The organism is Providencia sp. PROV223, assembly GCF_028479245.1.
GTDB lineage: Bacteria > Pseudomonadota > Gammaproteobacteria > Enterobacterales > Enterobacteriaceae > Providencia > Providencia rettgeri.
In genome coordinates, this window is record NZ_JAMPNG010000020.1 from 59,967 (window position 1) to 83,881 (window position 23,915).

At 41.8% G+C, this 23,915-nt stretch carries 25 protein-coding genes; 16 read left to right on the top strand and 9 right to left on the bottom strand.

What is annotated here, in order from left to right; translation table 11 throughout:
• Positions 1 to 165: 165 nt before the first annotated feature.
• Together PR767_RS18140 and crp are read right to left on the bottom strand one after the other, a co-directional pair.
• A complete protein-coding gene (locus PR767_RS18140; protein ID WP_272520720.1) occupies positions 166 to 1,143 on the bottom strand; it encodes a hypothetical protein in 978 nt (325 codons plus the stop codon).
• 138 nt (positions 1,144 to 1,281) lie between these two features.
• Positions 1,282 to 1,914, bottom strand: coding sequence for a cAMP-activated global transcriptional regulator CRP (gene crp / locus PR767_RS18145; protein WP_004262556.1), 633 nt, complete (start codon positions 1,912 to 1,914; stop codon positions 1,282 to 1,284).
• A 356-nt stretch (positions 1,915 to 2,270) separates the two neighbouring features.
• On the opposite strand from crp, the gene PR767_RS18150 reads away from it, so the two are divergent.
• Positions 2,271 to 2,672 (top strand): OsmC family protein, encoded by a 402-nt coding sequence (locus PR767_RS18150; protein WP_004262554.1) that lies wholly within the window; start codon positions 2,271 to 2,273, stop codon positions 2,670 to 2,672.
• Positions 2,673 to 2,762: 90 nt separating this feature from the next.
• Here PR767_RS18150 and PR767_RS18155 read toward each other — a convergent pair whose 3' ends face one another.
• From PR767_RS18155 to PR767_RS18165, 3 genes are all read right to left on the bottom strand, one after another.
• The gene (locus PR767_RS18155; protein WP_004265947.1) at positions 2,763 to 3,632 is read right to left on the bottom strand and encodes a phosphoribulokinase; all 870 of its coding nucleotides are present in this window, start codon (positions 3,630 to 3,632) and stop codon (positions 2,763 to 2,765) included.
• 178 nt (positions 3,633 to 3,810) lie between these two features.
• On the bottom strand, positions 3,811 to 4,029 hold the full coding sequence (locus tag PR767_RS18160) for a YheU family protein (protein WP_004262551.1): 219 nt from the start codon (positions 4,027 to 4,029) through the stop codon (positions 3,811 to 3,813).
• Positions 4,026 to 5,009, bottom strand: a complete 984-nt coding sequence (locus PR767_RS18165) for a hydrolase (RefSeq protein ID WP_115166421.1) — start codon at positions 5,007 to 5,009, stop codon at positions 4,026 to 4,028. Before PR767_RS18165 ends, PR767_RS18160 begins: the two co-directional genes overlap by 4 nt.
• Positions 5,010 to 5,110: 101 nt before the next feature.
• On the opposite strand from PR767_RS18165, the gene PR767_RS18170 reads away from it, so the two are divergent.
• A complete protein-coding gene (locus PR767_RS18170; RefSeq protein WP_109912902.1) occupies positions 5,111 to 5,716 on the top strand; it encodes a LysE family translocator in 606 nt (201 codons plus the stop codon).
• A 77-nt stretch (positions 5,717 to 5,793) separates the two neighbouring features.
• On the opposite strand, the gene murP is transcribed toward PR767_RS18170, so the two are convergent.
• Positions 5,794 to 7,260: a PTS N-acetylmuramic acid transporter subunit IIBC gene (gene murP / locus PR767_RS18175; RefSeq protein ID WP_109912903.1), complete on the bottom strand. Its 1,467-nt coding sequence runs from the start codon at positions 7,258 to 7,260 to the stop codon at positions 5,794 to 5,796.
• A gap of 27 nt (positions 7,261 to 7,287) precedes the next feature.
• Positions 7,288 to 8,199 carry an N-acetylmuramic acid 6-phosphate etherase gene (murQ, locus tag PR767_RS18180; protein WP_004265938.1) on the bottom strand — a complete coding sequence of 304 codons (912 nt, stop codon included), beginning with the start codon at positions 8,197 to 8,199 and terminating at the stop codon, positions 7,288 to 7,290.
• 256 nt (positions 8,200 to 8,455) lie between these two features.
• Between murQ and PR767_RS18185 the strand changes: the two genes are divergently transcribed.
• Complete coding sequence (locus PR767_RS18185; protein WP_004265935.1) at positions 8,456 to 9,316, top strand: MurR/RpiR family transcriptional regulator; 861 nt, start codon at positions 8,456 to 8,458, stop codon at positions 9,314 to 9,316.
• Positions 9,317 to 9,420: 104 nt separating this feature from the next.
• Positions 9,421 to 11,688: an arginine decarboxylase gene (adiA, locus tag PR767_RS18190; protein WP_042851454.1), complete on the top strand. Its 2,268-nt coding sequence runs from the start codon at positions 9,421 to 9,423 to the stop codon at positions 11,686 to 11,688.
• A gap of 80 nt (positions 11,689 to 11,768) precedes the next feature.
• On the opposite strand, the gene PR767_RS18195 is transcribed toward adiA, so the two are convergent.
• On the bottom strand, positions 11,769 to 13,703 hold the full coding sequence (locus PR767_RS18195; RefSeq protein WP_272520721.1) for an ABC transporter ATP-binding protein: 1,935 nt from the start codon (positions 13,701 to 13,703) through the stop codon (positions 11,769 to 11,771).
• A 151-nt stretch (positions 13,704 to 13,854) separates the two neighbouring features.
• Here PR767_RS18195 and kefG point away from each other — a divergent pair, with 151 nt between their 5' ends.
• The 4 genes from kefG (at position 13,855) to slyD (ending at position 17,117) form a co-directional block, all read left to right on the top strand.
• On the top strand, positions 13,855 to 14,409 hold the full coding sequence (gene kefG / locus PR767_RS18200) for a glutathione-regulated potassium-efflux system ancillary protein KefG (RefSeq protein WP_004265928.1): 555 nt from the start codon (positions 13,855 to 13,857) through the stop codon (positions 14,407 to 14,409).
• The gene (kefB, locus tag PR767_RS18205) at positions 14,409 to 16,217 is read left to right on the top strand and encodes a glutathione-regulated potassium-efflux system protein KefB (protein WP_004265926.1); all 1,809 of its coding nucleotides are present in this window, start codon (positions 14,409 to 14,411) and stop codon (positions 16,215 to 16,217) included. Before kefG ends, kefB begins: the two co-directional genes overlap by 1 nt.
• 9 nt (positions 16,218 to 16,226) lie before the next feature.
• Positions 16,227 to 16,430, top strand: coding sequence for a YheV family putative zinc ribbon protein (locus tag PR767_RS18210; RefSeq protein WP_004265924.1), 204 nt, complete (start codon positions 16,227 to 16,229; stop codon positions 16,428 to 16,430).
• Between the two features lie 87 nt (positions 16,431 to 16,517).
• The gene (slyD, locus tag PR767_RS18215) at positions 16,518 to 17,117 is read left to right on the top strand and encodes a peptidylprolyl isomerase (RefSeq protein ID WP_004265922.1); all 600 of its coding nucleotides are present in this window, start codon (positions 16,518 to 16,520) and stop codon (positions 17,115 to 17,117) included.
• A gap of 80 nt (positions 17,118 to 17,197) precedes the next feature.
• Here the strand turns inward: slyD and PR767_RS18220 are convergent, their stop codons facing one another.
• Positions 17,198 to 17,419 carry a SlyX family protein gene (locus PR767_RS18220; protein ID WP_004262507.1) on the bottom strand — a complete coding sequence of 74 codons (222 nt, stop codon included), beginning with the start codon at positions 17,417 to 17,419 and terminating at the stop codon, positions 17,198 to 17,200.
• Between the two features lie 246 nt (positions 17,420 to 17,665).
• On the opposite strand from PR767_RS18220, the gene fkpA reads away from it, so the two are divergent.
• From fkpA to fusA, 8 genes are all read left to right on the top strand, one after another.
• A complete protein-coding gene (gene fkpA, locus PR767_RS18225) occupies positions 17,666 to 18,409 on the top strand; it encodes an FKBP-type peptidyl-prolyl cis-trans isomerase (protein ID WP_004262506.1) in 744 nt (247 codons plus the stop codon).
• A 298-nt stretch (positions 18,410 to 18,707) separates the two neighbouring features.
• Positions 18,708 to 19,412 (top strand): helix-turn-helix transcriptional regulator, encoded by a 705-nt coding sequence (locus PR767_RS18230; protein WP_004262503.1) that lies wholly within the window; start codon positions 18,708 to 18,710, stop codon positions 19,410 to 19,412.
• Positions 19,409 to 19,813 carry a sulfurtransferase complex subunit TusD gene (gene tusD, locus PR767_RS18235; protein WP_272520722.1) on the top strand — a complete coding sequence of 135 codons (405 nt, stop codon included), beginning with the start codon at positions 19,409 to 19,411 and terminating at the stop codon, positions 19,811 to 19,813. Before PR767_RS18230 ends, tusD begins: the two co-directional genes overlap by 4 nt.
• 24 nt (positions 19,814 to 19,837) lie before the next feature.
• The gene (gene tusC, locus PR767_RS18240) at positions 19,838 to 20,197 is read left to right on the top strand and encodes a sulfurtransferase complex subunit TusC (protein ID WP_109912908.1); all 360 of its coding nucleotides are present in this window, start codon (positions 19,838 to 19,840) and stop codon (positions 20,195 to 20,197) included.
• A gap of 57 nt (positions 20,198 to 20,254) precedes the next feature.
• A complete protein-coding gene (gene tusB / locus PR767_RS18245) occupies positions 20,255 to 20,542 on the top strand; it encodes a sulfurtransferase complex subunit TusB (protein ID WP_004265906.1) in 288 nt (95 codons plus the stop codon).
• Between the two features lie 136 nt (positions 20,543 to 20,678).
• Positions 20,679 to 21,053 (top strand): 30S ribosomal protein S12, encoded by a 375-nt coding sequence (gene rpsL, locus PR767_RS18250; protein WP_004265905.1) that lies wholly within the window; start codon positions 20,679 to 20,681, stop codon positions 21,051 to 21,053.
• A gap of 97 nt (positions 21,054 to 21,150) precedes the next feature.
• Positions 21,151 to 21,621: a 30S ribosomal protein S7 gene (gene rpsG / locus PR767_RS18255; RefSeq protein WP_004262486.1), complete on the top strand. Its 471-nt coding sequence runs from the start codon at positions 21,151 to 21,153 to the stop codon at positions 21,619 to 21,621.
• A gap of 89 nt (positions 21,622 to 21,710) precedes the next feature.
• Complete coding sequence (fusA, locus tag PR767_RS18260; protein WP_109912909.1) at positions 21,711 to 23,837, top strand: elongation factor G; 2,127 nt, start codon at positions 21,711 to 21,713, stop codon at positions 23,835 to 23,837.
• Positions 23,838 to 23,915: the final 78 nt, after the last annotated feature.

Consider the following 23,915-nt stretch of genomic DNA (forward strand, 5'->3'; position numbering starts at 1 on the left):
GAGATCCTTAATTATCAATTAATGCTATTTTGGGTTGTTTTTAGGTTAATTAATATAATAAATCGATGTTTATGATTATTTATTTACATGTGTGTGATATTTGTGTTTGGATTTGTTCTAGCCAATGCAAATATTTTAATTAATTGAATAATAAGTCGATTTTACTTATTTTATTATTGGTGACTTGTAAAGTGCTAGTAATTGAGAGTTAGTCTTCATTTGGGCGTCTATTTCAGCGATTATTTTTATATGGTTATTCATTTCTTGGGTCAATTGGTATTCTTTTTCTATTATTTTTAATAAATCAGAACTATTAACTAAAATTTTATTTTTTACTAAGTTATCTTTGCTAAGGCTGGTTTTCTGTGTGGTAATTTTACTCGATAAATTATAATGTTCTTTTATTCGTTGTGCTCTTAGTAATGATGACTTTGTTTGCGGTATATTTCCCTTGAACTCAAAAGTGGTTTTTGGCAAAGAGGTGATTCTTTGATTAGGCCGATTTTCTTCACAAGTTTTGTAATGTATATAAACTAATTTCTTATTAAATTTGCTTTCTGTTTTATATTTTACACCTACAGAAGGTAGTGTGATATGACGAATAGACTCTTGAATGAATTGTTTTTTTAAAGGAAGCATTGAACCATTTTTATTAGTTAGAGGTTTAGGTAATGCAAATTTTTTTATAATCTCTTTTTTTTCTTGTAGGCTTTTATTGTTAATGCCAGGAATTTTAATATCTCGATATAAAAAATCAGCATATTCAGCATTTTTTTTGGGGAGTTCTTTGTATTGGTCAAGAATAACTCTATTTTCTTTTATTAATGAGTCTGTACTTTGCTCAGAAAGAAAAGTAGATGAATATTTTCCGTATAGCTTAACTTTCAATTGATTGACTTTTTCGTAAAATTCACCAGTGCTTAAACACTTAATATTATTGGTTTCTTCTAAGTCGCTCTCATAGGCGGAATCAATACTCTCAGTGCTACAGGTACGAGTTGGTTTTAGCTGGTTATTCGTATCAAGTGGACTTTTTTTCAGTGAAGAGGTAACCGTAAAAATTTTTTTGATAAAATCATCCGAGTTAATAATTTTTTTGAAAATCGTCGGATTACCCGATAAATAGCCTAATGTAATAGTCATAAATATTTTCCTAATTGGTAAGATAATAATTATTATTCTATAGGGGTAATCGGTGGGGGGAATATAACGAAGCGATTTTACTACAATTTAATATGATAAATAATAGCCCAGCCAAAGGTGGCCAGGCTGAAAGGTTAATTAACGAGTACCGTAAACAACAATGGTTTTACCATGTGCGGAGATCAGGTTTTGGTCTTCTAACATTTTTAGAATACGGCCGACTGTTTCACGGGAACAACCCACGATTTGGCCTATTTCCTGACGAGTAATTTTGATTTGCATACCGTCTGGGTGTGTCATTGCATCAGGCTGTTTAGCTAAGTTTAATAGAGTTTGAGCAATACGCCCTGTAACGTCCAAGAATGCGAGGTTACCGACTTTCTCAGATGTTGTTTGTAGACGACTAGCCATTTGCGCAGAAAGGCGCATTAAAATATCAGGGTTTACCTGAATTAATTGACGGAATTTTTTGTAAGAAATTTCAGCAACTTCGCAGGCTATTTTGGCTCTAACCCACGCAGTACGTTCTTGCCCTTCTTCAAATAACCCAAGCTCACCAATGAAATCCCCCTGATTCAGGTAAGAGAGGATCATTTCTTTGCCTTCTTCATCTTTAATTAAAACAGCCACCGAACCTTTAACGATATAGTAAAGGGTTTCTGCTTTCTCACCCTGATGGATAAGAGTGCTCTTGGATGGATATTTATGAATATGGCAGTGTGACAAAAACCATTCAAGAGTAGGGTCTGTTTGTGGCTTGCCGAGAACCATTAGCGTTATCCTCTGTATGTTATTGCAGCCATTCAGAAAAACATACTAGAAAGGCTGGCTTTAAAGTCACTAGCTTAGCATATTAATTTGCCTTATATACCTTTAAATAATCTAACAGCTGATTGCTTCAGCGTTTTTGATTGCTTTGGGTAACGCAAATTGATATCAACACTATAATATGATCAATTAAACCTTTGAGTTTTGATCTTAATCCTATCAACTAAGTATTGTTTGTAGCATATCCAATAAAGAAAGTCTTCCCTGTATCGCTTCAGCCAAATAAAGTTGATATAACATTCATCGCATCTATGGAACAATGTAGCCTTTAAACCGATTTCATTTCAAGGGGAAATATAATGGAAGCAAGAGTTAAGTGGGTTGAAGGACTTTCTTTTCTAGGGGAGTCAGCGTCTGGGCACCAAGTGATGATGGACGGTAATGCAGGTGATAAAGCCCCAAGCCCAATGGAAATGGTGCTAATGGCAGCGGGTGGTTGCAGCGCGATTGATGTCGTTTCGATTCTACAGAAAGGCCGCTATGATATTACGGATTGTGAGGTGAAATTAACCTCACAGCGTCGCGAAGAAGCCCCTCGTTATTTTGTGAAAATCCATTTACATTTTATTGTAACAGGGAATGAATTAACGGAAAAAGCGGTCGAACGAGCTGTTCAACTTTCTGCTGAAAAATATTGTTCAGTCGCATTGATGTTAGAGAAAACCGTGGAAGTCACACATAGCTTTGAAATAAAAAACTAAAAATAAATTTAATTTTTATTGGTATATTTGAATTAAAAGATGCTTACCTTAATTAATGATAAGCATCTTATTTATTAATCAAAAAATAATTTAATTGTTGTTCTTTTGATTAATTAGTTTTTCGACTATTGGCGCCATAATTAATTCCATGGCTAAACCTAGTTTTCCTCCGGGGACGACAATTGTATTCATTGCAGAAATGAAAGAGCCAGATATCATTGATAGCAAATAGGGGAAATCAATTTGTTCTAGCCCACGAAAACGGATCACAATAAAGCTTTCATCTTGTGATGGAATAGCTTTAGCCGAAAATGGGTTAGAGGTGTCTACCGTTGGAACGCGTTGAAAATTGATGTGAGTGCGAGAAAATTGTGGCGTGATGTAATTAATATAGTCGCCCATAGAACGCACGACAGAGTCCATAACGGCTTCACGGGAGTGCCCTCGCTCTGTCGTATCACGGATTAATTTTTGGATCCATTCTAGGTTGACTATAGGGACAACACCGACAAGTAAATCAACGTGTTGTGCGACATTATGTTCCGGTGTGACAACACCGCCATGTAGCCCCTCATAAAACAAAATATCCGTTTTATCTGGCAGCGGTTCCCAAGGGGTAAATGTCCCGGGCTGCAAGCCATAAGGTACCGCTTCATCATAAGTATGTAGATATTTACGGGATTGCCCACAACCCGTTTTTGCATAGTCAACTAAGGTTTGTTCAAGCAAAGCAAAATCATTCGCTTCGGGGCCAAAGTAACTGATGTGCCGGCCTTGTTCTCTGGCTTTTCGGATAGCCATATCCATTTCAGGGCGTGTATAGCGGTGAAAACTATCCCCTTCTAATGTTGCAGGCTGGATATTTAATTGATGAAAGACTTTACGAAATGCTTGGCTAGTTGACGTTGTGCCAGCCCCGCTTGAACCGGTGATAGCAATGATTGGGTGCTTTTTAGACATCGTGGACTCCCTGTGCTGCGCTTATGAGCACTATTTTAATCAATAGTGCATGAAGCGGATTAACGGGTGTTAGGGTTGTGAGCCTTATTTGATGGTTTTACGACATGATTATGTTGGAAAACACGCAACTTTTTTTATGACAAAAGATGACGTAAAAATGAACCATGGAATAAAAACATCATACAGAAAAACTTCCCTTAGGCATGAAATTAACCGATTCATGCAATTCAGACCAGACTAGCACAATTTCGCCAGAAACTAACTGCCGTTTCACATCGTTAACCTTATCTTGCAGGCTTTTTTCATGGGAGCCGTAGTCGGTTCCCTCACGCAATACGTAGCTCTCAATCAGGTTTTCCAATGTTTCAGGCTCAAGTTCTTGCCAAGGAATAATCACATTATTTCCTTATCTAAATAAGGGGTTAGCCATTGAGGAATACGGCTTTCTAACCACATTTGCGGTTTTCTCAATGTACCGCTCACAAAGCCGACGTGCCCGCCATGTTCTGTCATTTGGTATTCCACATTGTGGGGTAAAAATGATAAATCAGGAACAACTTCAGGCGCCATAAATGGGTCATCTTTGGCGTGAATAATTAACGTTGGTTTAGTGATATAAGCTAACTTGGGTAATGCACTGCATTTTTGATAATAATCTGTCGCATCATCAAATCCATGAATACGAGCAGTAATCACATCATCAAACTCACGGATCCGCTTAAGCTGCTTCAATTGTAAGAGGTTTAAGGGTAATGAGCCTGGATAACGGACTAATTTCCGGGTGGCATTGCGTTTCAAGCCATTTAGTAAGTAACGTTGATAAAACTGAGAAATGCCCTTTTCCATGCGTAAAGAGCAGGCTTCTAACATCAAAGGAGCAGAAACAACAACACCCGCATCGACATCTGCATTTTGGCCACTTTCAGCTAAATAGCAGGCTAACATATTGCCACCAAGAGAATAACCAACTGCGGCGGTTGGCGCATCACCATAGGTTTGTTTCAACCAGCGGAGAAAATAGCGAGCATCACTGGTTTCACCTGAATGGTAAATTCGCTGTTGGCGATTGGGTTCACCACTACAACCGCGAAAATGCATAATCACACCCAACCAACCATGTTTTTGGGCAGTTTCTAGCATTCCGTGAGCGTAAGGGCTTTTAAAATTACCTTCTAGACCATGGAAAATCACTAATCGTGGCTTATGCGCTGCTAGCTCGGGTTTTTCACTCCAAGCGAGATCGATAAAATCGCCATCAGGCAATTCAAGCCGTTGCCATATAGGTTTGATTTTCGGTGTTCTACGGAAAATCCTTGGCAGTAATGTTTGGAGGTGTGGATTTTTAGCCCAACTTATTGGACGAAAGTTTTCTGACATAGCCTTATTTTTATTTAATGGAGACTCTTGTGAGTCACATAACATACTGTTATTTTTTTGTGATGCAAGTAAACAAATTTGAGTTTGAGGCTAAATTATAAATGACACTGGGGCTGATTTTTTCTCTTTTTACGTTTTTATTCATTGCAGCAGTCACACCCGGCCCTAACAATATGTTGCTAACATCAAGTGCAGCAAACTACGGTTTTCGCCATACGATTATATTATGCCTTGGTATTATGTTAGGCATGCAGTCCATACTTTATCTTTCTGCATTCGGTATTGCTGCACTTTTATTGCTCTATCCTGCGATTCATATCGCCTTAAAAGTCGCCGGAAGCATCTACCTGTTATGGCTCGCATGGAAAACAGCGACGGCAAATTATGCACCACTGAAGACGAATAGCGAAGTTGCGAAAAGCGTGACTTGGTATCAAGGTGGCTTATTGCAGTTTTTAAACCCGAAAGCATGGATGATGGGTTTGGGAGCCGTAGGGGGATTTAGCTTACCCGGTGAGTTATTTACTCAATCTATTTTAATGATGAGTATCGCATTTGTGGTGGTTAACTTAGTGGCGGGTTTAATCTGGATGGGGTTTGGTTCATTAATCAGCCTATTTTTGCGTAGCCGCCGTGCTTGGTTTATTTTTAACTGGGTAATGGGGATTTTAACGGCTTTGTGCGTTCCCCTGATTTGGTTGGAATGATTTTCTGATAAAAGTGCAGTTTATATGACTCATCAAAAAGCAGCCCATGGGCTGCTTTTTACATGTAAGGGAGGCGATTAGTCTAAATCGACGTTCTTAGTTCCGAAAAAATAAGTAAAAATAAAACCGAATAAGTAGGATGTGAATAACCCGCCCACATAAACTAACATTCCAGGGAACACCCCATCAGCTGACGTCATCATTGGGATAGCGACTAAGCCAGAAGGGCCAAAGACGGTATTCAAACCAACCGGTAAACCCATCCAAGCCACTAGCCCAACAAAGAAACCGCCTGCGGCACCACCTAAACATGCGGTGACAAATGGCTTCATCCGCGGAAGAGTGACACCGTAAATAAGTGGTTCACCGACACCTAAGAAACCTGGAATGATAGCCCCACGAATCTGATTGCGTAACACCGAATCTTTTGCGGCTTTAACATACAACGCCATTGCTGCACCAACTTGGCCACCACCTGCCATCGCTAGGATAGGGAAGAGTGAGTTAAAACCTTGAGTTTCAACGAGTGCCATATATACCGGAACAAAACCTTGGTGCACGCCAAACATGACTGCAATTAAGAATAGCCCAGCAAGTATGGCAGTTCCGAATGGGTTGCTGCTTAAATGAACAAACAGCCATGACATGCCAGAGAATAACCAGCTCCCAATAGGCATGATAAAGATAAACACAGCAGCACCAACAATTAATAAGGTAATTGTTGAGGTTAAAATCATATCAAGGTTAGCTGGGATAATTTTGCGTACCTGTTTTTCAACCCATGCGCCAAAAATACACGCAATCAATACCCCAATAATGTTACCTCTTGGGTCGATAGCCAACCCGAAAAAGCTATTCATGTCAGAATAGAACCCTTTGGCTATTTCAGGGTTATATCCAAGAACAAACAGTGAAGCAATGATGGCACCATTTACCGCGCTACCGCCAAAGGCTTTTTGAGTATTATAACCAATGAGAATGCTTAGAAAGCTAAACAGCCCTTTGCTAAATACTGACATATATAAAATAGTATGTACGAGTAGGGTCTGCTCTTCAGGCTTTGTTGGAAGCCCTGCTGGGAAATAGGTTTGTTTCGCTAGAGTTGCAAAGCCTAATAGTAGGCCGGCAGCAATAAAGCCCGGAATTAACGGTGTAAATATCGTGGCAAATTTGGATAAAAACCGGTGAACGGCACTGGTTTGTTTCTTTTTCAGTTGCTGCTTATTTGCGGATGCAATGTCGTTTAAATCCTGAGGCTGGGTTGTTGCCTCATGGCTATCCTCTTCACCACTATCCAACAGTTGGTTCATTAAGTCTGCGGCAGTTTGTGCTTTACCCGGGCCAAGGATCACTTGCAGCTGTTCATCACTCTCAATGACACCAAGCACCCCTGCGATTTGTTTGAGTGCAGCCTTATCGACTAGTTGGTCATCGTTGAGTGTGAGCCGCAAACGGGTCATACAGTTACCCGCTAATTTAATATTACGGCGTCCTCCAACGTGTTGTAGGACCTGCTGTATCATTTCTATTGTTATTTTAGCCATACTATTTATCCCATTAAAATCCGCAAATTAGGCGGATGAGGCCATATTGAGTGCCGTACGAATAAAACCGTTGTTGTCTAAGAGCAGTTGACGTGCATCATCGGCATTCAAGCCCGATAGCACCATTAAAATGGCAGTTTTGCAGTGTCGATTACATTGTTGAAGGGCGGTTTCTGCAGTAGTTCGGTCACAGTCGGTCGCTTCCATCACAATTTTTGTTTGTCTTTCAATGAGTTTGGCGTTTGTCGCTTCAACATCAACCATTAAATTACCAAACACCTTTCCGATGCGGATCATTGCCCCAGTGGTGATCATATTGAGTACCAATTTTTGTGCAGTTCCTGCTTTCATACGTGAAGAACCTGTGACAACTTCTGCACCGACAACGGGAGTGATAGCAATATCTGCGGCATTGGCAATTGGGCTATTTGGGTTACAGCTAATGGCAGCTGTGGTTGCACCAACAGTATTCGCGTATGCTAAAGCTCCTAATACATAAGGTGTTCGGCCACTCGCTGCGATACCCACTAACACATCATTATCATTGAATTGAATATCTTTAAGGTCTTGTTCGCCCAGTTCAGGTTTATCTTCTGCATTTTCTACGGCACGGAAGATAGCCTGATGACCACCGGCGATTAAACCAACAACTTGCTCATGGGGCGTTCCATAAGTCGGCGGGCACTCACTGGCATCAAGAATTCCTAAACGGCCAGAGGTTCCTGCGCCTGAGTAAATCAGACGACCGCCTTTTAAAAAGGCTTCTGCAACTTTATCAACCAGTTGAGCAATTTCAGGGAGCACTTTTTCAACCGCTAACGGAACGAGTTTGTCCTCATTATTAATGACCTTTAGCATTTCAGCTGTTGATAGTTGGTCGATATTAGTACTGGCTGCATTACGGCTTTCAGTTACCATTTTGCTTAAGTCGATAGTCATAAAAATTGCTCCTAGATCAGTTATTGGGCTAATATTAAGGAATTATTTATTCCTTATATGTGACTAGTATCACGGTGCTATCTATTCTATCTTGTGAATATACAAGAATATTTTGTGATTTATTTTACAGGCTAAAGTTACGACTCTTTGAATTGTAAGTATTATTTATCAGGTATCAGTGACTTGGTTGAGGAATAATTTATTATTATTTTTTTATCTATAGGTCTGGCTATTACAACTATTATTAGAGGTCACCATGACATTATTGGACATCATTACTTACTCACTACCGCGATTAGCAGAAAATCAACGTAAAATTGCACAATTTATCCTTGAAAATCCCGAAAATGTACTGAATTTATCGTCTCAGCAATTAGCAGAAATTTTAGATGTCAGCCAATCTGCCATCGTTAAGTTTAGTCAAAAAGTCGGGGTGAAGGGGTATCCCGCCTTGAAACTTGCACTTAGTGAGATTATTGGACGCCAGCAACTGAAAGAGGGAGCACCTCATTCCGCTTTACATAACCGCATTGCACCTGATGATAACTTGATGGTTGTTGCTCAGAAATTGGCAATGGAGAAAAATCATTCAATTACAGAAACAACAAAATTAATTGATTTCAGACAGTTTGAACGCATTGTTGAGCGAATAGACCAATCACAGAGAGTGCAAATTGTCGGTATTGGTGGGTCAGGCTTAACTGCAAAAGATTTAAGTTATAAATTACAAAAAATTGGTATCACAACGCTCGTGGAGTCAGACCATCATGTGCAAATTGCGGCGGCACTCACTCTCAATGCTCATGATGTACAAATCGTTATTTCTTTTACAGGGAAGCGTAAAGACATGCTAACAGCAGCGAATATTGCACGTAAGCAAGGGGCATGTGTCATTGCGATTACGCGTGACTGTGATTCACCACTGGGGCAAATTGCTGATTATGTTCTTGAAAGTATTGCGGAGGAAGATGAATGGCGTAGTTCATCAATTTCTTCAAGAACCGCACAAAATACGCTTACTGACCTGATTTTTATGGCGTTATTGCAACGGCGAGAAGCGAAAGCAAAGTCGTTAGTTATGAATGCAAGAGTAGTGATTAATAAATTAGATGAGTGATTAGTGGCTTGAATCCTCATCGATAACTTTGCAATCAAACCTTATTTACGTTAAGACTAATATTATCAGTATTTTGATTTTAAAAAGTTAAAAGGGAGTTATTGATGAGAGCACTCATAGTTTATACGGAATTAACCGATGACGACTCCGTGATTAGCCATGCTGTAGCAAGACTTGCTAGTGAACTTAAAGATGAGCACGTAGAAACCGTGATCATTCGTAATTTTGAAGATGGGATGGCATACATTCGATCAAATACCAGTATTGATTGCTTGTTATATGGCCGAGATATGTCAGACAAGCAAGAACAAACTCAGGCACATCAATTAATTACCCAACTTCATCGCAGACAAGAAGATGTGCCTGTATTTTTATTAAGTGATCGTGAAGAAGCTTTGACGGCATTCGACCGCAAAATGATGGAGCAAGTTGATGAGTTTGCTTGGATTTTAGAAGACTCCGCTGATTTTATCGCAGGCCGAGTTCTTGCCGCGATAATCCGTTACCGCGCTAATTTATTGCCCCCTTTGATGAAAAGCTTGATTAAATACAGTGATGTACATGAATATTCATGGGCAGCACCGGGTCATCAGGGCGGTGTTGGGTTCACCAAAACCCCGGCGGGCCGCATTTATCATGATTTCTTTGGAGAAAACTTGTTTCGTACCGATATTGGTATCGAGCGAGTTGCCGTGGGGTCACTGTTAGACCATACCGGCGCATTTGGTGAATGTGAAAGAAATGCCGCCCGTATTTTTGGTGCTGACCAATCTTATTCAGTAGTCGTGGGAACATCAGGTTCGAACCGAACGATTATGCAAGCTTGTATGACGGATGATGACGTTGTTGTCATTGACCGTAACTGCCACAAATCTATTGAGCAAGGTTTGATTTTAACTGGAGCAAAACCGGTTTATATGACGCCAAGCCGTAATCGTTATGGCATTATTGGCCCTATTTACCCTCAAGAGATGACACCGGAAGCGATTACTGAAAAAATCGCTAAAAACCCATTAACTTCGGATAAAATTGGCAAACGTCCCGCATATAGTGTAGTAACTAACTGTACTTACGATGGCGTATGCTATCACGCACGCAAAGTTCAGGATTTGCTTGATGAATCATTGGATAGAATCCATTTTGATGAGGCATGGTACGGCTACGCGCGCTTTAACCCTATCTACCGTGACCACTTTGCGATGCGTGATGACCCTAGAAAAGACGATGAACCTACCGTTTTTGCGACTCACTCTACGCATAAATTATTGAATGCACTTTCACAAGCTTCATTTATCCACGTCCGAAATGGCCGTAATGCGATTGATTTTAATCGTTTTAACCAAGCTTATCATATGCATGCGACCACCTCGCCGCTATATGCAATTTGTGCCTCGAATGATATTGCCGCAGATATGATGGACGGCAACAGTGGGCGTTCACTCACTGATGAAGTCATCCGTGAAGCCATCGACTTCCGTCAATCACTGGGCTTCCTATACAAAGAATTTATCAATGATGATGAGTGGTTCTTCAAACCATGGAATCAAGAAATGGTGAAAGACCCAGCAACAGGTAAACGCTATGCATTTGAAGATGCCCCTGTTGAACTGTTGATGAAAGAGCAAAGCTGCTGGGTGATGAATCCTGAAGATAAATGGCATGGTTTTAAAGATATCCCTGAAAATTGGGCGATGCTTGACCCAATTAAGGTAAGTATCTTGTCGCCAGGGATGGGAGATGACGGTAAATTACTGGATAGCGGAGTTCCTGCTGCTTTAGTCACAGCTTGGTTAAATCATTATGGTATTGTGCCAACCCGTACGACCGATTTCCAAATTATGTTCTTGTTTTCGATGGGAATTACGAAAGGAAAATGGGGGACATTGGTCAATGCGCTGCTGTCGTTTAAGCGCCACTATGACAATAATACGGCACTGAAAAAGGTATTGCCTGAAGTGGTTGAAGCGGCTCCTGAGATCTATAGTGAGATGGGGCTACGTGATTTAGGGAATAAAATGTTTGTGTATCTACAAAAAAATAACCCTGGAGGCCAACTAAATCAGGCTTATGAACAACTCCCTGCAGTGATGATGAGCCCGCGCGATGCCTACCAAGAAATTGTTGCTAACCGTGTTGAGTCGGTTCCTTTAGATAAACTCGCCGGGCGTATTGCTGCTAACTCGATTATTCCCTATCCACCGGGTATCCCAATGTTGTTATCGGGGGAAAGCTTTGGCGATAAAAATAGCCCACATATCGGCTATTTACATAGTCTTCAAGCATGGGATAGCGAATTCCCTGGTTTTGAACACGAAACCGAAGGCACTGAAATTATTGATGGCCAGTATTATGTGATGTGTGTGAAAGAATAAGATTCAGTGATGATAAAAACGAAAAGCTATCAAAAGATAGCTTTTCGTGATTTTAATGGATTGTGATGTTTTATAACGAATTAATTTAATTCAAACTCACTAGTCATGGTTTCTAACTGCTCTTGCAATTCCATCCACTCCACTTCCACATCTTCAAGCGCTGCTTTGTGTTCAGTTTGTTTTTTCAAACATTCCGTCAATTCGGCTTTTTTATCTTGTTCATAGATGGCTGCATCAGAAAGTTTTGCTTCAAGCTCACTCAGGGCATGAGAGTGTTTATCCATCTGCTTTTCCAATTCCGTAATTTTTTTACGGATAGGCTGAGTTAACTGACGAAATTCAGCTTCACGACGTTTTTGATCTTTTCTATCTTGTGCCGTCACCGTTGCAGCGGCTGCTGGTTTATCTTTCTCTTGTTGATCACGCACTTGCTGTAATTCGAGCTTGTTTTGCTCAGCTAGCCATTGTTGGTAATCTTCTAAATCACCATCAAACTGCTCTACAGAACCGCCGTGGACTAAATACAGTTCATCGGTCGTGGTGCGCAATAAATGCCTATCATGGGAAACGACAACTAAAGCGCCTTCGAAGGCCATTAAGGCTTCAGTAAGCGCTTGGCGCATATCTAAGTCCAAGTGGTTAGTTGGTTCATCGAGCAGCAGTAAATTAGGGCGCTGCCAGACGATTAAAGAGAGAACTAAGCGCGCTTTTTCTCCACCAGAAAAACGGCCACTTGGGTCAGTAACTTGGTCACCTTTAAAACCGAAACCACCTAAATAGTCACGTAATTGCTGCTCAGTTTGCTCAGGGGCAAGGCGAGCAAGATGCTGCAAGGGGGATTCTTCAGGGTGCAAATACTCTAATTGGTGCTGGGCGAAATAACCGAGTTTAATCCCTTTTGCGAGGGAAATTTCTCCCTGTAATGGAGGTAAGTCGCCAGCTAACATTTTGATTAAAGTTGATTTACCTGCGCCGTTACGCCCGAGCAGACCAATGCGTGACCCCGGGACTAAGTTCAGTTTGATGGATTGTAAAATGACCTTTTCACCGTAGCCTGCGCTGACTTTTTCCATTTTTAGTAATGGATTCGGTAAGCTTTCTGGTTTGCGGAATGAAAAATGGAATGGGTTATCCACATGAGCCGGTGCGACCATTTCCATTCTTTCAAGCATCTTAATGCGGCTTTGTGCTTGCTTGGCTTTGGTGGCTTGCACTCTAAAGCGGTCAATATAACTTTGTAAATGCGCAGCTTTAGCTTGTTGGCTTTCATACAACGCTTGCTGTTGGGCGAGTTTTGTCGCACGTTGGCGCTCAAAAGAAGAATAGTTACCCGTATATTCGAACATGGTTTCTTGTTCGATATGCAGCACTTTATCAATAATCGGGTCGAGGAAATCCCTATCATGGGAAATCAAAATCAGGGTGCCTTGGTAGCTTTTTAACCACTTTTCTAACCAAATGACCGCGTCTAAATCAAGGTGGTTGGTTGGCTCATCGAGTAACAACAGGTCAGAACGGCAAAGCAGTGCCTGCGCGAGGTTCAAACGCATCCGCCATCCACCCGAAAATGATTTTACTGGGGAATCTAGCTGTGCTTGGCTGAAACCTAAGCCATGTAGCAAACTGGAGGCGCGAGAACGAATGGTCCATGCATCAATCGCATCAAGCTGCCCATGAACTACTGCGATGGCATGGCCATCATTTTTTTCATTGGCTTGCTGAAGTTTTTGTTCTAAGGCTCGGAACTCGCGATCACCATCAATCACATATTCAAGAGCGGGTACATCAAGCGCGGGAGTTTCTTGGTTCACCCATGCCATAGACCAATTGCTTGGGAAGGTTGCAGAACCTGCTTCAGCTTGTAATTCGCCTTTTAATAACGCAAGAAGCGTCGATTTACCGCAGCCGTTTTTACCCACTAAACCAACTTTTTGGCCGGGGTTAATAGTCGCAGTGGCATTGTCCAGTAGGACACGAACACCTCGGCGAATTTGGAGTGAAGAGAAAACAATCATAGCAACCGTCTATTAAAAATATGTTAAATTACCCAAATCTACACACCCGAATAATAATACAAAGACTGCAATGTTTAGGGTGTAAACTCTATTTAGCAGGCTGCATGGTAACGGAAAATGTTCCGTCTGACACGCCTTTGAGGAGGGAAAGATGTCAAATACACCGAAAGTGTTGGTGGTCTACGCTCACCCGGACCCCGACGAATCGATGGCTAATAAGGCGTTATTGGGGGCAGTACGTGATTTTGACCATGTGACTGTGCACGATTTATACGCAATTTACCCAGATTATTTTATTGATGTTACCGCGGAGCAAAAATTATTGTGTCAGCACGATATCATTGTTTTTCAGCATCCTCTCTATACTTATAGTTGCCCTGCTTTATTAAAAGAGTGGTTTGATCGCGTGTTAACTCGCCGTTTTGCTACCGACGTGGGGTACCAGAAATTAAAAGGCAAATATTGGCGCTCGGTGATCACGACGGGGGAGCCTATCCACGCTTATCAACATGATGGGTATAATCATTACCCGCTTACAGAAATACTTCGCCCATTTGAATTGACCGCATTAATGTGTGATATGCAGTGGTTAGAACCAACCATTATTTATGCAGCACGTCGGCAGCCTAAAGAACGCTTTGAACAGCTTATCGATGACTACCGTCAATGGATGCAGCAACCGCTAGGTGCGGGAGGGTTATCCTAATGTCAGAACTGGGGCTATTTGAATCCGTTATCATCTTCCTTTGTGCAGGGGTCGTTATGGTACCTATCGCACAAAAAATCCGCTTAGGTGCTGTGCTTGGGTATTTGCTTGCCGGGATCATGATTGGGCCATTTGTTTTCGGCTTTATTCGCAATGTTGATGATATTTTACACTTCTCCGAAATGGGGGTGGTGTTCCTGATGTTTCTTATTGGGTTAGAGCTAAAACCTTCTAAATTATGGGAACTTAGGCGCTCTATTTTCGGTGTGGGCACGCTTCAAGTGGTCGTGACCGCAGCTATCATGGCGTCACTGCTATTTTTAGCCAAATTCTCTTGGCAAGCGGCTATTGTCGGTGGATTAGGTATGGCGATGTCATCAACGGCAATGGCACTTCAATTGATGAACGAAAAAGGGATGTCCAACAAAGAAAGTGGGCAACTCGGTTTCTCTGTTTTGTTATTCCAAGATATGGCCGTTATCCCGATTATGGCGCTGATCCCATTGTTAGCAGGGGATTCAGCAACCAGTGATTGGCAAAAGATTGGTTTGAAGATAGTGGCGTTCGCAGGCTTATGGGTCGTTGGCCGTTACTTATTGCGGCCGATGTTCAGGCTTGCTGCTAAATCTGGCGTTCATGAAATTTTTACGGCTGCCGCCTTATTGGTGGTATTAGGTTCTGCACTCATTATGGAAAGCCTTGGGTTTTCTATGGCTCTGGGAACCTTTATGGCAGGGGTCATGTTAGCGGAAACAGAATTCCGTCATGAATTGGAAATTAATATCGAACCGTTTAAAGGTCTGCTACTGGGGCTATTTTTTATCTCAGTAGGTATGTCATTGAATTTAGATGTGTTGTGGGCCTATTTACCGCAAGTATTGATTGCTGTTGTAGTATTGGTCGCTGTCAAAGCGTTAGTACTTTACGGACTGAGTTTAGCCGCTAGGCTTCGAAATGGTGCGAGAGCGCAATTTTCTGGTGTGCTTAGCCAAGGTGGCGAATTTGCATTTGTAATCTATGCAACCGCCTTTGGTGCAAGTGTGATTAATGAACGGCAAATGGATTTATTGCTGGTGGTTGTCACGCTTTCGATGATGACCACTCCACTTGTGATGCAATTGATAGATGCTTATTTGAACTATCGTTATAATCAACAGCCGGCCTCGAGTGAAAAACCGTTTGTAGAGGATAATGACCCGCATGTTATTTTGGTCGGTTTTGGTCGTATGGGTCAGGTAGTTGGCCGATTATTAATGGCTAATAAGGTTAAAATTACAGTACTAGAACAAGATGTTACGGCGATTAGTACCATGCGCCGCTACGGCTATACAGTATATTACGGCGATGCACGTGAACTGCAATTATTGCGCTCAGCAGGAGCTGATAAAGCCAAATCTATCGTGATTACCAGTGATGTCCCTGAAGAAGTGATGGAAATTGTGCAAATTTGCCAAGAAAACTTCCCTAACTTGCATATTATTGCTCGTGCTAAAGGTCGTCTTGAGGCTCATGAGCTATTGCAATGTGGCGTGACTGACTTTAGCCGCGAAACATTCTCGAGTGCGCTTGAACTTGGCAGCAAGGCTTTAGTCAGTACGGGGATGCACCCTCATAAAGCTTATCGTGCCAAGCAGCATTTTCGCCGTTTAGACATGAAAATGCTCAGGGATATCTACCCTGAAAATGAAAATAGTGATAGCGGGCAAATTTCACGCATTAAAGAGGCGCGTCGTGAACTTAATGAGCTCTTTGAGAAAGAAATGCAAAGAGAGCATCGCCAGCCCCATAGTTGGAATAATGAACAGTAAGGGTTAGAAATGGCTTCAATACGTAAACGCTTTATTGCTGGGGCGATTTGCCCTAAGTGTAAGTCACAAGACACATTAATGATGTGGCGTGAAGATAAAATTGATGTCGTTGAGTGTGTCAATTGCGGCGATCAACAACGCCAAGCAGGGGATGAAGCAACTGGTCATGTTAGGCAAAAAGAGCAGGTTATTGGAATTTTTACACCTGAATAATAGAAATTTGTCAATTCTCAATACATCATCATAGTTTTTCGGTACAATTGGCAAAAAATTTTTCCCTTACGGGTAGTAGGAGATGTCATGAAAGTAGCAAAAGACTTGGTGGTCAGCTTGGCTTATCAAGTAAGAACAGAAGACGGTGTTTTAGTTGATGAATCACCAGCAAGCGCACCAATGGACTATTTGCATGGTCGTGGGTCTTTAATTTCAGGTTTAGAAAAAGCATTAGAAGGTCGTTCTGTGGGCGAAAACTTCGATGTTGAAGTTGCTTCAGACGACGCATATGGCCAATACGATGACAACTTAGTTCAACGTGTTCCTAAAGATGTATTTATGGGTGTTGATGAGCTAGAAGTGGGTATGCGTTTCTTAGCTGACACTGACATGGGCCCAGTTCCTGTCGAAATCACAGGCATTGAAGGTGATGAAGTTATCGTTGACGGTAACCACATGTTAGCAGGCCAAAACCTGAAATTTAATGTTGAAGTCATGGCTATCCGTGAAGCAACAGAAGAAGAAATTGCACATGGCCACGTCCATGGTGCAGGCGGTCACGACCATGATCACGATCACGAAGGTGGTTGCTGTGGCGGTGGTGGTCATAGCCATGGTTCAGAAGGCGGTTGCTGCGGTGGCGGCGAAGGTCACGGACACAAACAAGGCGGCTGCGGCTGCCACTAATACCTTGTATTAGTGTTTGTAAAAAAAGGAAGCGAAAGCTTCCTTTTTTGTATTTGAAATCAAGAGTTTTATCTTTGAAATCAATAGTGTGGCGGTGGTGTTTCTTCTTCTGGCCTTGCTAAGTGAGAATCTTGGGATGATTTCAGCCTTTCAGCCACAATGCGTAAATGCTCTTGAAGGCGGCTCATTTGCATTTGCTGGTCAGTAATAACCTGGTTAAGTTGCTCAATCGCCAGTTCTTGAAAGGCAACTTTACTTTCTAAAAGTTCTAAGCGTTGTTCAAATGTATCAGATGAGTCCATATCCGACTCTCCTTAAGCGTTTATATCGTAATTAAACCATCATAATAACTGAACATTACAAATCAATAGATAAGTTTTAGTTAAAGATATAGGCGACGAAACGACTTTTTGTTAATGTGGTCTCAGTAGTTATTATATTTTTTTAATACTCAATGGAGTAACGGGGTCTAAACTTAAAGAGCCCTACCCATAAAACGAATAGTTCGCTATTCGAATATAATCGAATAAAAGTTATCGGAGACTAGGATGAAATCACTGTTTAAGGCAAGCCTTTTAGCAACTACGCTAGCATTTACTTTTGCTGCTCCGCAAGTGATGGCAGCGGAAGCCAAAGCACAAAGCAGCGCATTCAAAAACGCAGAAGAGCGTAATGCGTATGCACTGGGTGCGTCTTTAGGTCGCTACATGCAGAATTCTTTAGAAGAGCAAAAAACAATTGGTATTAACTTGGACAAAGCCCAATTACTTGCTGGTGTCCAAGATGCATTTAACGGCAAAAGCAAAATGACCGATGCAGAAGTTGAGGAAACATTGCGTCAGTTTGAAGGTCAAGTCAAAGAAGCTGCCGACAAAAAAATGAAAGAAGAATCAGCCAACAATGAGAAAAAAGGTGCTGAGTACCGCGAAAAATACGCGAAAGAAAAAGGCGTTGTAAAAACCAAATCAGGCCTGCTGTACAAAATTGAAAAAGACGGTACAGGTGCAAAACCTAAAGCAGACGAAACTGTAGTCGTTCATTACAAAGGTTCTCTGATTGATGGCACTGAATTCGATAGCTCATATTCACGTAACGAGCCACTGACTATCCCATTAAATTCAGTGATTAAAGGCTGGACTGAAGGTTTAGTTAACCTGAAAAAAGGCGGCAAAATGCAGTTAGTGATCCCTGCTGAGTTAGCTTATGGTGAAAATGGCGTGCCAGGTATCCCTGCAAATTCAACATTAGTCTTTGATGTTGAATTATTAGATATCAAACCTGCTGCTAAATAATGATTCACTAAGCATTAGTTAAGTGTATTTTGAAGCCCAACACATTCATGCGTTGGGCTTTTTTGTATTTCTCATCAAAAAAAATTCTCAAATTGTTTAAAACTTGTGATAAAACAGACTGTCTTGCATTCATTCGCTTGACGGCAACGCCGTGGAGTTTTAACTTCAGAAGACTCTATTTTATTTTTTATCATCACAATTGTTGGCTACGAACAAAGTAATGAAGGCCAAATAGTCGAATAATGAACGCCTTTTTAGTCAACAGGATGAGTTTTTACATTAGAAGGATGATGTTGAAATGTCTGATTCTATACAATCACACGACCTCAGCGATATTAACATATTGGATAACCAGCCCTTTTCTGAGACAGACCATGAGATTTTAAAATCATATGAAGCTGCTGTGGATGGTCTGGCAATGCTAATCGGTGGGCACTGTGAAATTGTTCTTCACTCTTTAGAAGACCTAAACTGCTCTGCAGTCAGAATCGCAAATGGTCAGCACACTGGGCGTAAAATCGGCTCACCGATTACAGACCTAGCGTTGAGAATGCTGCACGATATGGCAGACGAAGAATCGAATGTCTCGAAAGCTTATTTTACGAAAGCGAAAAGCGGTGATTTAATGAAATCCGTTACTATTGCGATTCGTAACCGTAAGCAACGTGTGATTGGCTTACTATGCATCAATATGAACTTAGATGTACCGTTCTCTGAAATTATTCAATCGTTTGTTCCAGAAACTAAACAAGAAGTCACTTCAGATGTGAACTTTGCCTCTTCAGTTGATGACCTTGTCGCGCAAACATTGGAATATACGATTGAAGAAGTGGGTGGTGATCGTAATGTCTCTAATAATGCAAAAAACAAGCAAGTGGTTCTTAACTTATACGAAAAAGGTATTTTTGATATTAAAGACGCCATCAACCAAGTAGCTGACCGCCTGAATATTTCTAAGCACACGGTTTACTTATATATTCGTCAATTCAAGAGCGGTGAATGAGTAATACAAATTCGCTAACCTACTGCTTAGTTGTGACAGGTTCCGCTTACGGTACACAACAAGCAGCGAGTGCGTATCAATTTGCAAAAGCCCTTCTTGAAGAAGGGCATATATTGAAAACACTATTTTTTTATCGTGAAGGTGTTTTCAATGCGAATCAGCTTACCTCGCCGGCAACAGATGAATTCAATTTAGTTTCAGCTTGGCAGGAACTGGCAAAACAATCAGGGTGTGAAATGCATATCTGTGTTTCCGCAGCTTTACGTCGAGGGGTTGTTGACCAAGAACAAGCGCAAAGTTTATCACTTCCAACAGCCAACCTTGCTGAGGGCTTTATAATGAGTGGGTTAGGAAGCCTTGCGGAAGCGATGATAACCACAGACCGGACGGTTCAATTCTAAGAACAGCTCAATACAAGGTATCGTGTGAAAAAAATAGCTTTTGTCTTTACAACCATGCCCCATGGAAATGCCAGTGGTCGAGAAGGGCTAGATGCATTATTAGCAACTTCAGCACTGACAGAAGACATTCAGGTGTTTTTTCTCTCTGATGGCGTCTATCAGCTTCTGGCAAACCAACACCCTGCTGAAGTGCTTGCTCGGGATTACATCGCAACATTTAAAATATTGCCATTATATGACATTGAAAAAATTTATCTCTGCAGCTCTTCGTTACAAGAACGAGGGTTAGGGGAAAATACCAAATGGGTCGTGACGCCAACAATTCTCAACAAGAAAGAGATCAGAGCGAGAATAGCTGAATGTGATGTGGTGCTTAATTTTTGATCGGTTGTGTGAATTTTGAGCTTGGGTTAAGTTTTGATCTATAGTAGGATCTTTTCTATGCTGTATACATTAGCAACATCTCCATTTAAATGTGATTTTTCTGCGATGCTAGGCTTTATTACGGCGGAAGACGTAGTTTTACTGATGCAAGATGGCGTGGTTGCGGCAGTCGCACAGTCACCTTTTCTTATTGCATTACAAAAAACAGGTGCGCAGTTGTACGCTTTGGATGCCGACATCAATGCTCGCGGGTTGCAAAATACCCTCTCAACCGCAGTTTCTGTAATCACATATCAAGGTTTTGTGAAGCTAACAGAAGTCCAAAAACAACATTTTGCCATATAAAGGCACTAAAAGTTGTATATTTCTTGACACCTGAGCCAGTCAGCAATAAAATTTCGCGTCCTCGTGTATCGTCATGTTGGCGAACGAGGTCAAAATCCGTGTTTACGAAGCAATAAAACCAGGAGCTTTTTTAATAATGGCAACTATTAATCAGCTGGTACGCAAATCTCGTAGCTCGAAAGTTGTTAAAAGCAACGTTCCAGCACTGGAAGCTTGCCCGCAAAAACGTGGCGTATGTACTCGTGTATATACTACCACTCCTAAGAAACCAAACTCAGCATTACGTAAAGTATGCCGTGTTCGTTTAACTAATGGTTTCGAAGTTTCTTCCTACATCGGTGGTGAAGGCCACAACTTGCAGGAGCACTCCGTTATCCTTATCCGTGGTGGTCGTGTTAAAGACTTACCAGGTGTGCGTTATCACACCGTTCGCGGCGCACTGGACTGTTCTGGTGTTAAAGACCGTAAGCAAGCACGTTCTAAATACGGCGCGAAAAAACCTAAGGCTTAATGGATTTCCGTTAAGTAAGGCCAAACATTTTAATCTTAATGTCAAAATACTCTCGTAGAGTTTTGGACAAACCTGAATTAACAACGGAGTCATATCCATGCCACGTCGTCGCGTAATAGGTCAACGTAAAATTCTTCCAGATCCTAAGTTCGGATCAGAATTACTGGCCAAGTTTGTAAATATCCTGATGGTAGACGGGAAAAAATCTACTGCTGAAGCAATCGTATATAACGCACTTGAAACCCTTGCTCAGCGTTCTGGTAAAACTGAACTTGATGCATTCGAATTAGCACTAGATAACGTGCGTCCGACTGTGGAAGTTAAATCCCGCCGTGTTGGTGGTTCAACTTACCAAGTTCCAGTTGAAGTTCGCCCGGTTCGTCGTAATGCCCTGGCAATGCGTTGGATCGTTGATGCTGCTCGTAAACGCGGTGATAAATCTATGGCGCTTCGCCTGGCAAATGAATTATCAGACGCTGCTGAGAACAAAGGTTCCGCTGTTAAGAAACGTGAAGACGTTCACCGTATGGCAGAAGCTAACAAGGCGTTCGCACACTACCGTTGGTAATTATTTCTTACCCACATTAGTGATGTATCTCAGGGTAGCCATTTGCTACCCTTTATATGAAGCATTGAACGCCCACGAGAGAGGAAAAAATGGCCCGTCAAACGCCCATAGCACGTTATCGTAATATCGGTATCAGTGCACACATCGACGCCGGTAAAACCACAACTTCTGAACGTATTCTGTTCTATACTGGTGTAAACCATAAAATTGGTGAAACTCACGAAGGTTCTGCAACAATGGACTGGATGGAGCAGGAGCAAGAGCGTGGTATTACTATCACATCTGCAGCGACTACTGCATTCTGGTCTGGTATGGCAAAACAGTATGAGCCACACCGTATCAATATCATCGACACCCCAGGACACGTTGACTTCACCATCGAAGTAGAACGTTCTATGCGTGTTCTTGATGGCGCAGTAATGGTTTACTGTGCGGTTGGTGGTGTTCAGCCACAGTCTGAAACTGTATGGCGTCAGGCTAACAAATATAAAGTTCCACGTATCGCGTTCGTTAACAAAATGGACCGTATGGGTGCGAACTTCTTACGTGTTGTTGAGCAATTAAAATCACGTTTAGCTGCTAACGCAGTTCCACTGCAATTACCAGTTGGCGCAGAAGAGTCGTTCACTGGTGTTGTTGACTTGCTGAAAATGAAAGCAATCAAGTGGAGCGATGAAGACCAGGGCGTTACCTTCGAATACGAAGATATCCCTGCGAACATGCAAGAAGCTGCTGAAGAGTGGCACAACAACCTGATCGAAACCGCAGCAGAAGCATCAGAAGAACTGATGGAAAAATATCTGGGCGGTGAAGAACTGACCGAAGCAGAAATTAAATCTGCATTACGTCAACGTGTTCTTGCAAGCGAAATTATTCTGGTTACCTGTGGTTCTGCATTTAAGAACAAAGGTGTTCAGGCGATGCTGGATGCAGTTGTTGATTACTTACCTGCGCCAACAGATGTACCTGCAATCAATGGTATTCTGGACGACGGTAAAGACACTCCTGCAGAGCGTCACGCAAGTGATGATGAGCCATTCTCATCATTAGCATTTAAAATTGCAACCGACCCATTCGTTGGTAACTTAACGTTCTTCCGTGTTTACTCTGGTGTTGTTAACTCAGGTGACACAGTTCTGAACGCAGTGAAATCGAAGAAAGAACGTTTTGGCCGTATCGTACAGATGCACGCTAACAAACGTGAAGAGATCAAAGAAGTTCGCGCTGGTGACATCGCGGCGGCTATCGGTCTGAAAGACGTAACTACAGGTGATACTTTATGTGCGGTTGATGCACCAATCATCCTGGAGCGTATGGAATTCCCAGAGCCAGTAATCTCTGTTGCAATCGAACCAAAAACTAAAGCTGACCAAGAAAAAATGGGTATCGCATTAGGCCGTCTGGCTCAAGAAGACCCATCATTCCGCGTATCAAGTGATGAAGAGACTAATCAGACTATCATCGCTGGTATGGGTGAATTGCACTTGGACGTTCTGGTTGACCGTATGCGTCGCGAATTTAAAGTTGAAGCGAACGTTGGTAAACCTCAAGTTGCTTACCGTGAAGCAATCACTATGAAAGTGACTGATATCGAAGGTAAACACGCGAAACAGTCTGGTGGTCGTGGTCAGTATGGTCATGTCGTTATCGATATGTTCCCACTGAACAAAAACGATAAAGACGGCGTTCAAATGGATTACGAATTTGCCAACGACATCAAAGGTGGTGTAATTCCTACTGAATACATCCCTGCGGTTGACAAAGGTATCCAAGAACAGCTGAAATCTGGTCCATTAGCTGGTTACCCGGTTGTTAACATGGGTGTTCGTTTACATTTCGGTTCTTACCATGATGTTGACTCCTCTGAATTGGCGTTTAAACTTGCGGCTTCAATCGCGTTTAAAGATGGCTTCAAAAAAGCTAAACCAGTTCTGCTTGAGCCAATCATGAAAGTTGAAGTGGAAACACCAGAAGACTACATGGGTGATGTTATTGGTGACCTGAACCGTCGTCGTGGTATGATTGAAGGTATGGATGACCTGCCTACTGGTAAAGTCGTTCGTGCACAAGTACCATTGTCAGAAATGTTCGGTTATGCTACTGACCTGCGTTCTCAGACACAAGGTCGTGCTTCATACTCTATGGAGTTCCTGAAGTACAATGAAGCACCAAACAACGTTGCACAAGCTGTAATCGAAGCTCGTAACGCTAAATAATCGATTTTTATCGGTTAACAACTTTAATTTAAGTTCCTTCTTTATCGTGAAGAGGGAACTCCATAAGGAATAGAGTCG

What these genes read in the sequence shown, in the direction of transcription:
- PR767_RS18140 (WP_272520720.1), bottom strand. Translation starts at nt 1,143, where the DNA reads ATGACTATTACATTAGGCTATTTATCGGGTAATCCGACGATTTTCAAA.
- crp (WP_004262556.1), bottom strand. Translation starts at nt 1,914, where the DNA reads ATGGTTCTCGGCAAGCCACAAACAGACCCTACTCTTGAATGGTTTTTG.
- PR767_RS18150 (WP_004262554.1), top strand. Translation starts at nt 2,271, where the DNA reads ATGGAAGCAAGAGTTAAGTGGGTTGAAGGACTTTCTTTTCTAGGGGAG.
- PR767_RS18155 (WP_004265947.1), bottom strand. Translation starts at nt 3,632, where the DNA reads ATGTCTAAAAAGCACCCAATCATTGCTATCACCGGTTCAAGCGGGGCT.
- PR767_RS18165 (WP_115166421.1), bottom strand. Translation starts at nt 5,009, where the DNA reads ATGTCAGAAAACTTTCGTCCAATAAGTTGGGCTAAAAATCCACACCTC.
- PR767_RS18170 (WP_109912902.1), top strand. Translation starts at nt 5,111, where the DNA reads ATGACACTGGGGCTGATTTTTTCTCTTTTTACGTTTTTATTCATTGCA.
- murP (WP_109912903.1), bottom strand. Translation starts at nt 7,260, where the DNA reads ATGGCTAAAATAACAATAGAAATGATACAGCAGGTCCTACAACACGTT.
- murQ (WP_004265938.1), bottom strand. Translation starts at nt 8,199, where the DNA reads ATGACTATCGACTTAAGCAAAATGGTAACTGAAAGCCGTAATGCAGCC.
- PR767_RS18185 (WP_004265935.1), top strand. Translation starts at nt 8,456, where the DNA reads ATGACATTATTGGACATCATTACTTACTCACTACCGCGATTAGCAGAA.
- adiA (WP_042851454.1), top strand. Translation starts at nt 9,421, where the DNA reads ATGAGAGCACTCATAGTTTATACGGAATTAACCGATGACGACTCCGTG.
- PR767_RS18195 (WP_272520721.1), bottom strand. Translation starts at nt 13,703, where the DNA reads ATGATTGTTTTCTCTTCACTCCAAATTCGCCGAGGTGTTCGTGTCCTA.
- kefG (WP_004265928.1), top strand. Translation starts at nt 13,855, where the DNA reads ATGTCAAATACACCGAAAGTGTTGGTGGTCTACGCTCACCCGGACCCC.
- kefB (WP_004265926.1), top strand. Translation starts at nt 14,409, where the DNA reads ATGTCAGAACTGGGGCTATTTGAATCCGTTATCATCTTCCTTTGTGCA.
- PR767_RS18210 (WP_004265924.1), top strand. Translation starts at nt 16,227, where the DNA reads ATGGCTTCAATACGTAAACGCTTTATTGCTGGGGCGATTTGCCCTAAG.
- slyD (WP_004265922.1), top strand. Translation starts at nt 16,518, where the DNA reads ATGAAAGTAGCAAAAGACTTGGTGGTCAGCTTGGCTTATCAAGTAAGA.
- PR767_RS18220 (WP_004262507.1), bottom strand. Translation starts at nt 17,419, where the DNA reads ATGGACTCATCTGATACATTTGAACAACGCTTAGAACTTTTAGAAAGT.
- fkpA (WP_004262506.1), top strand. Translation starts at nt 17,666, where the DNA reads ATGAAATCACTGTTTAAGGCAAGCCTTTTAGCAACTACGCTAGCATTT.
- PR767_RS18230 (WP_004262503.1), top strand. Translation starts at nt 18,708, where the DNA reads ATGTCTGATTCTATACAATCACACGACCTCAGCGATATTAACATATTG.
- tusD (WP_272520722.1), top strand. Translation starts at nt 19,409, where the DNA reads ATGAGTAATACAAATTCGCTAACCTACTGCTTAGTTGTGACAGGTTCC.
- tusB (WP_004265906.1), top strand. Translation starts at nt 20,255, where the DNA reads ATGCTGTATACATTAGCAACATCTCCATTTAAATGTGATTTTTCTGCG.
- rpsL (WP_004265905.1), top strand. Translation starts at nt 20,679, where the DNA reads ATGGCAACTATTAATCAGCTGGTACGCAAATCTCGTAGCTCGAAAGTT.
- rpsG (WP_004262486.1), top strand. Translation starts at nt 21,151, where the DNA reads ATGCCACGTCGTCGCGTAATAGGTCAACGTAAAATTCTTCCAGATCCT.
- fusA (WP_109912909.1), top strand. Translation starts at nt 21,711, where the DNA reads ATGGCCCGTCAAACGCCCATAGCACGTTATCGTAATATCGGTATCAGT.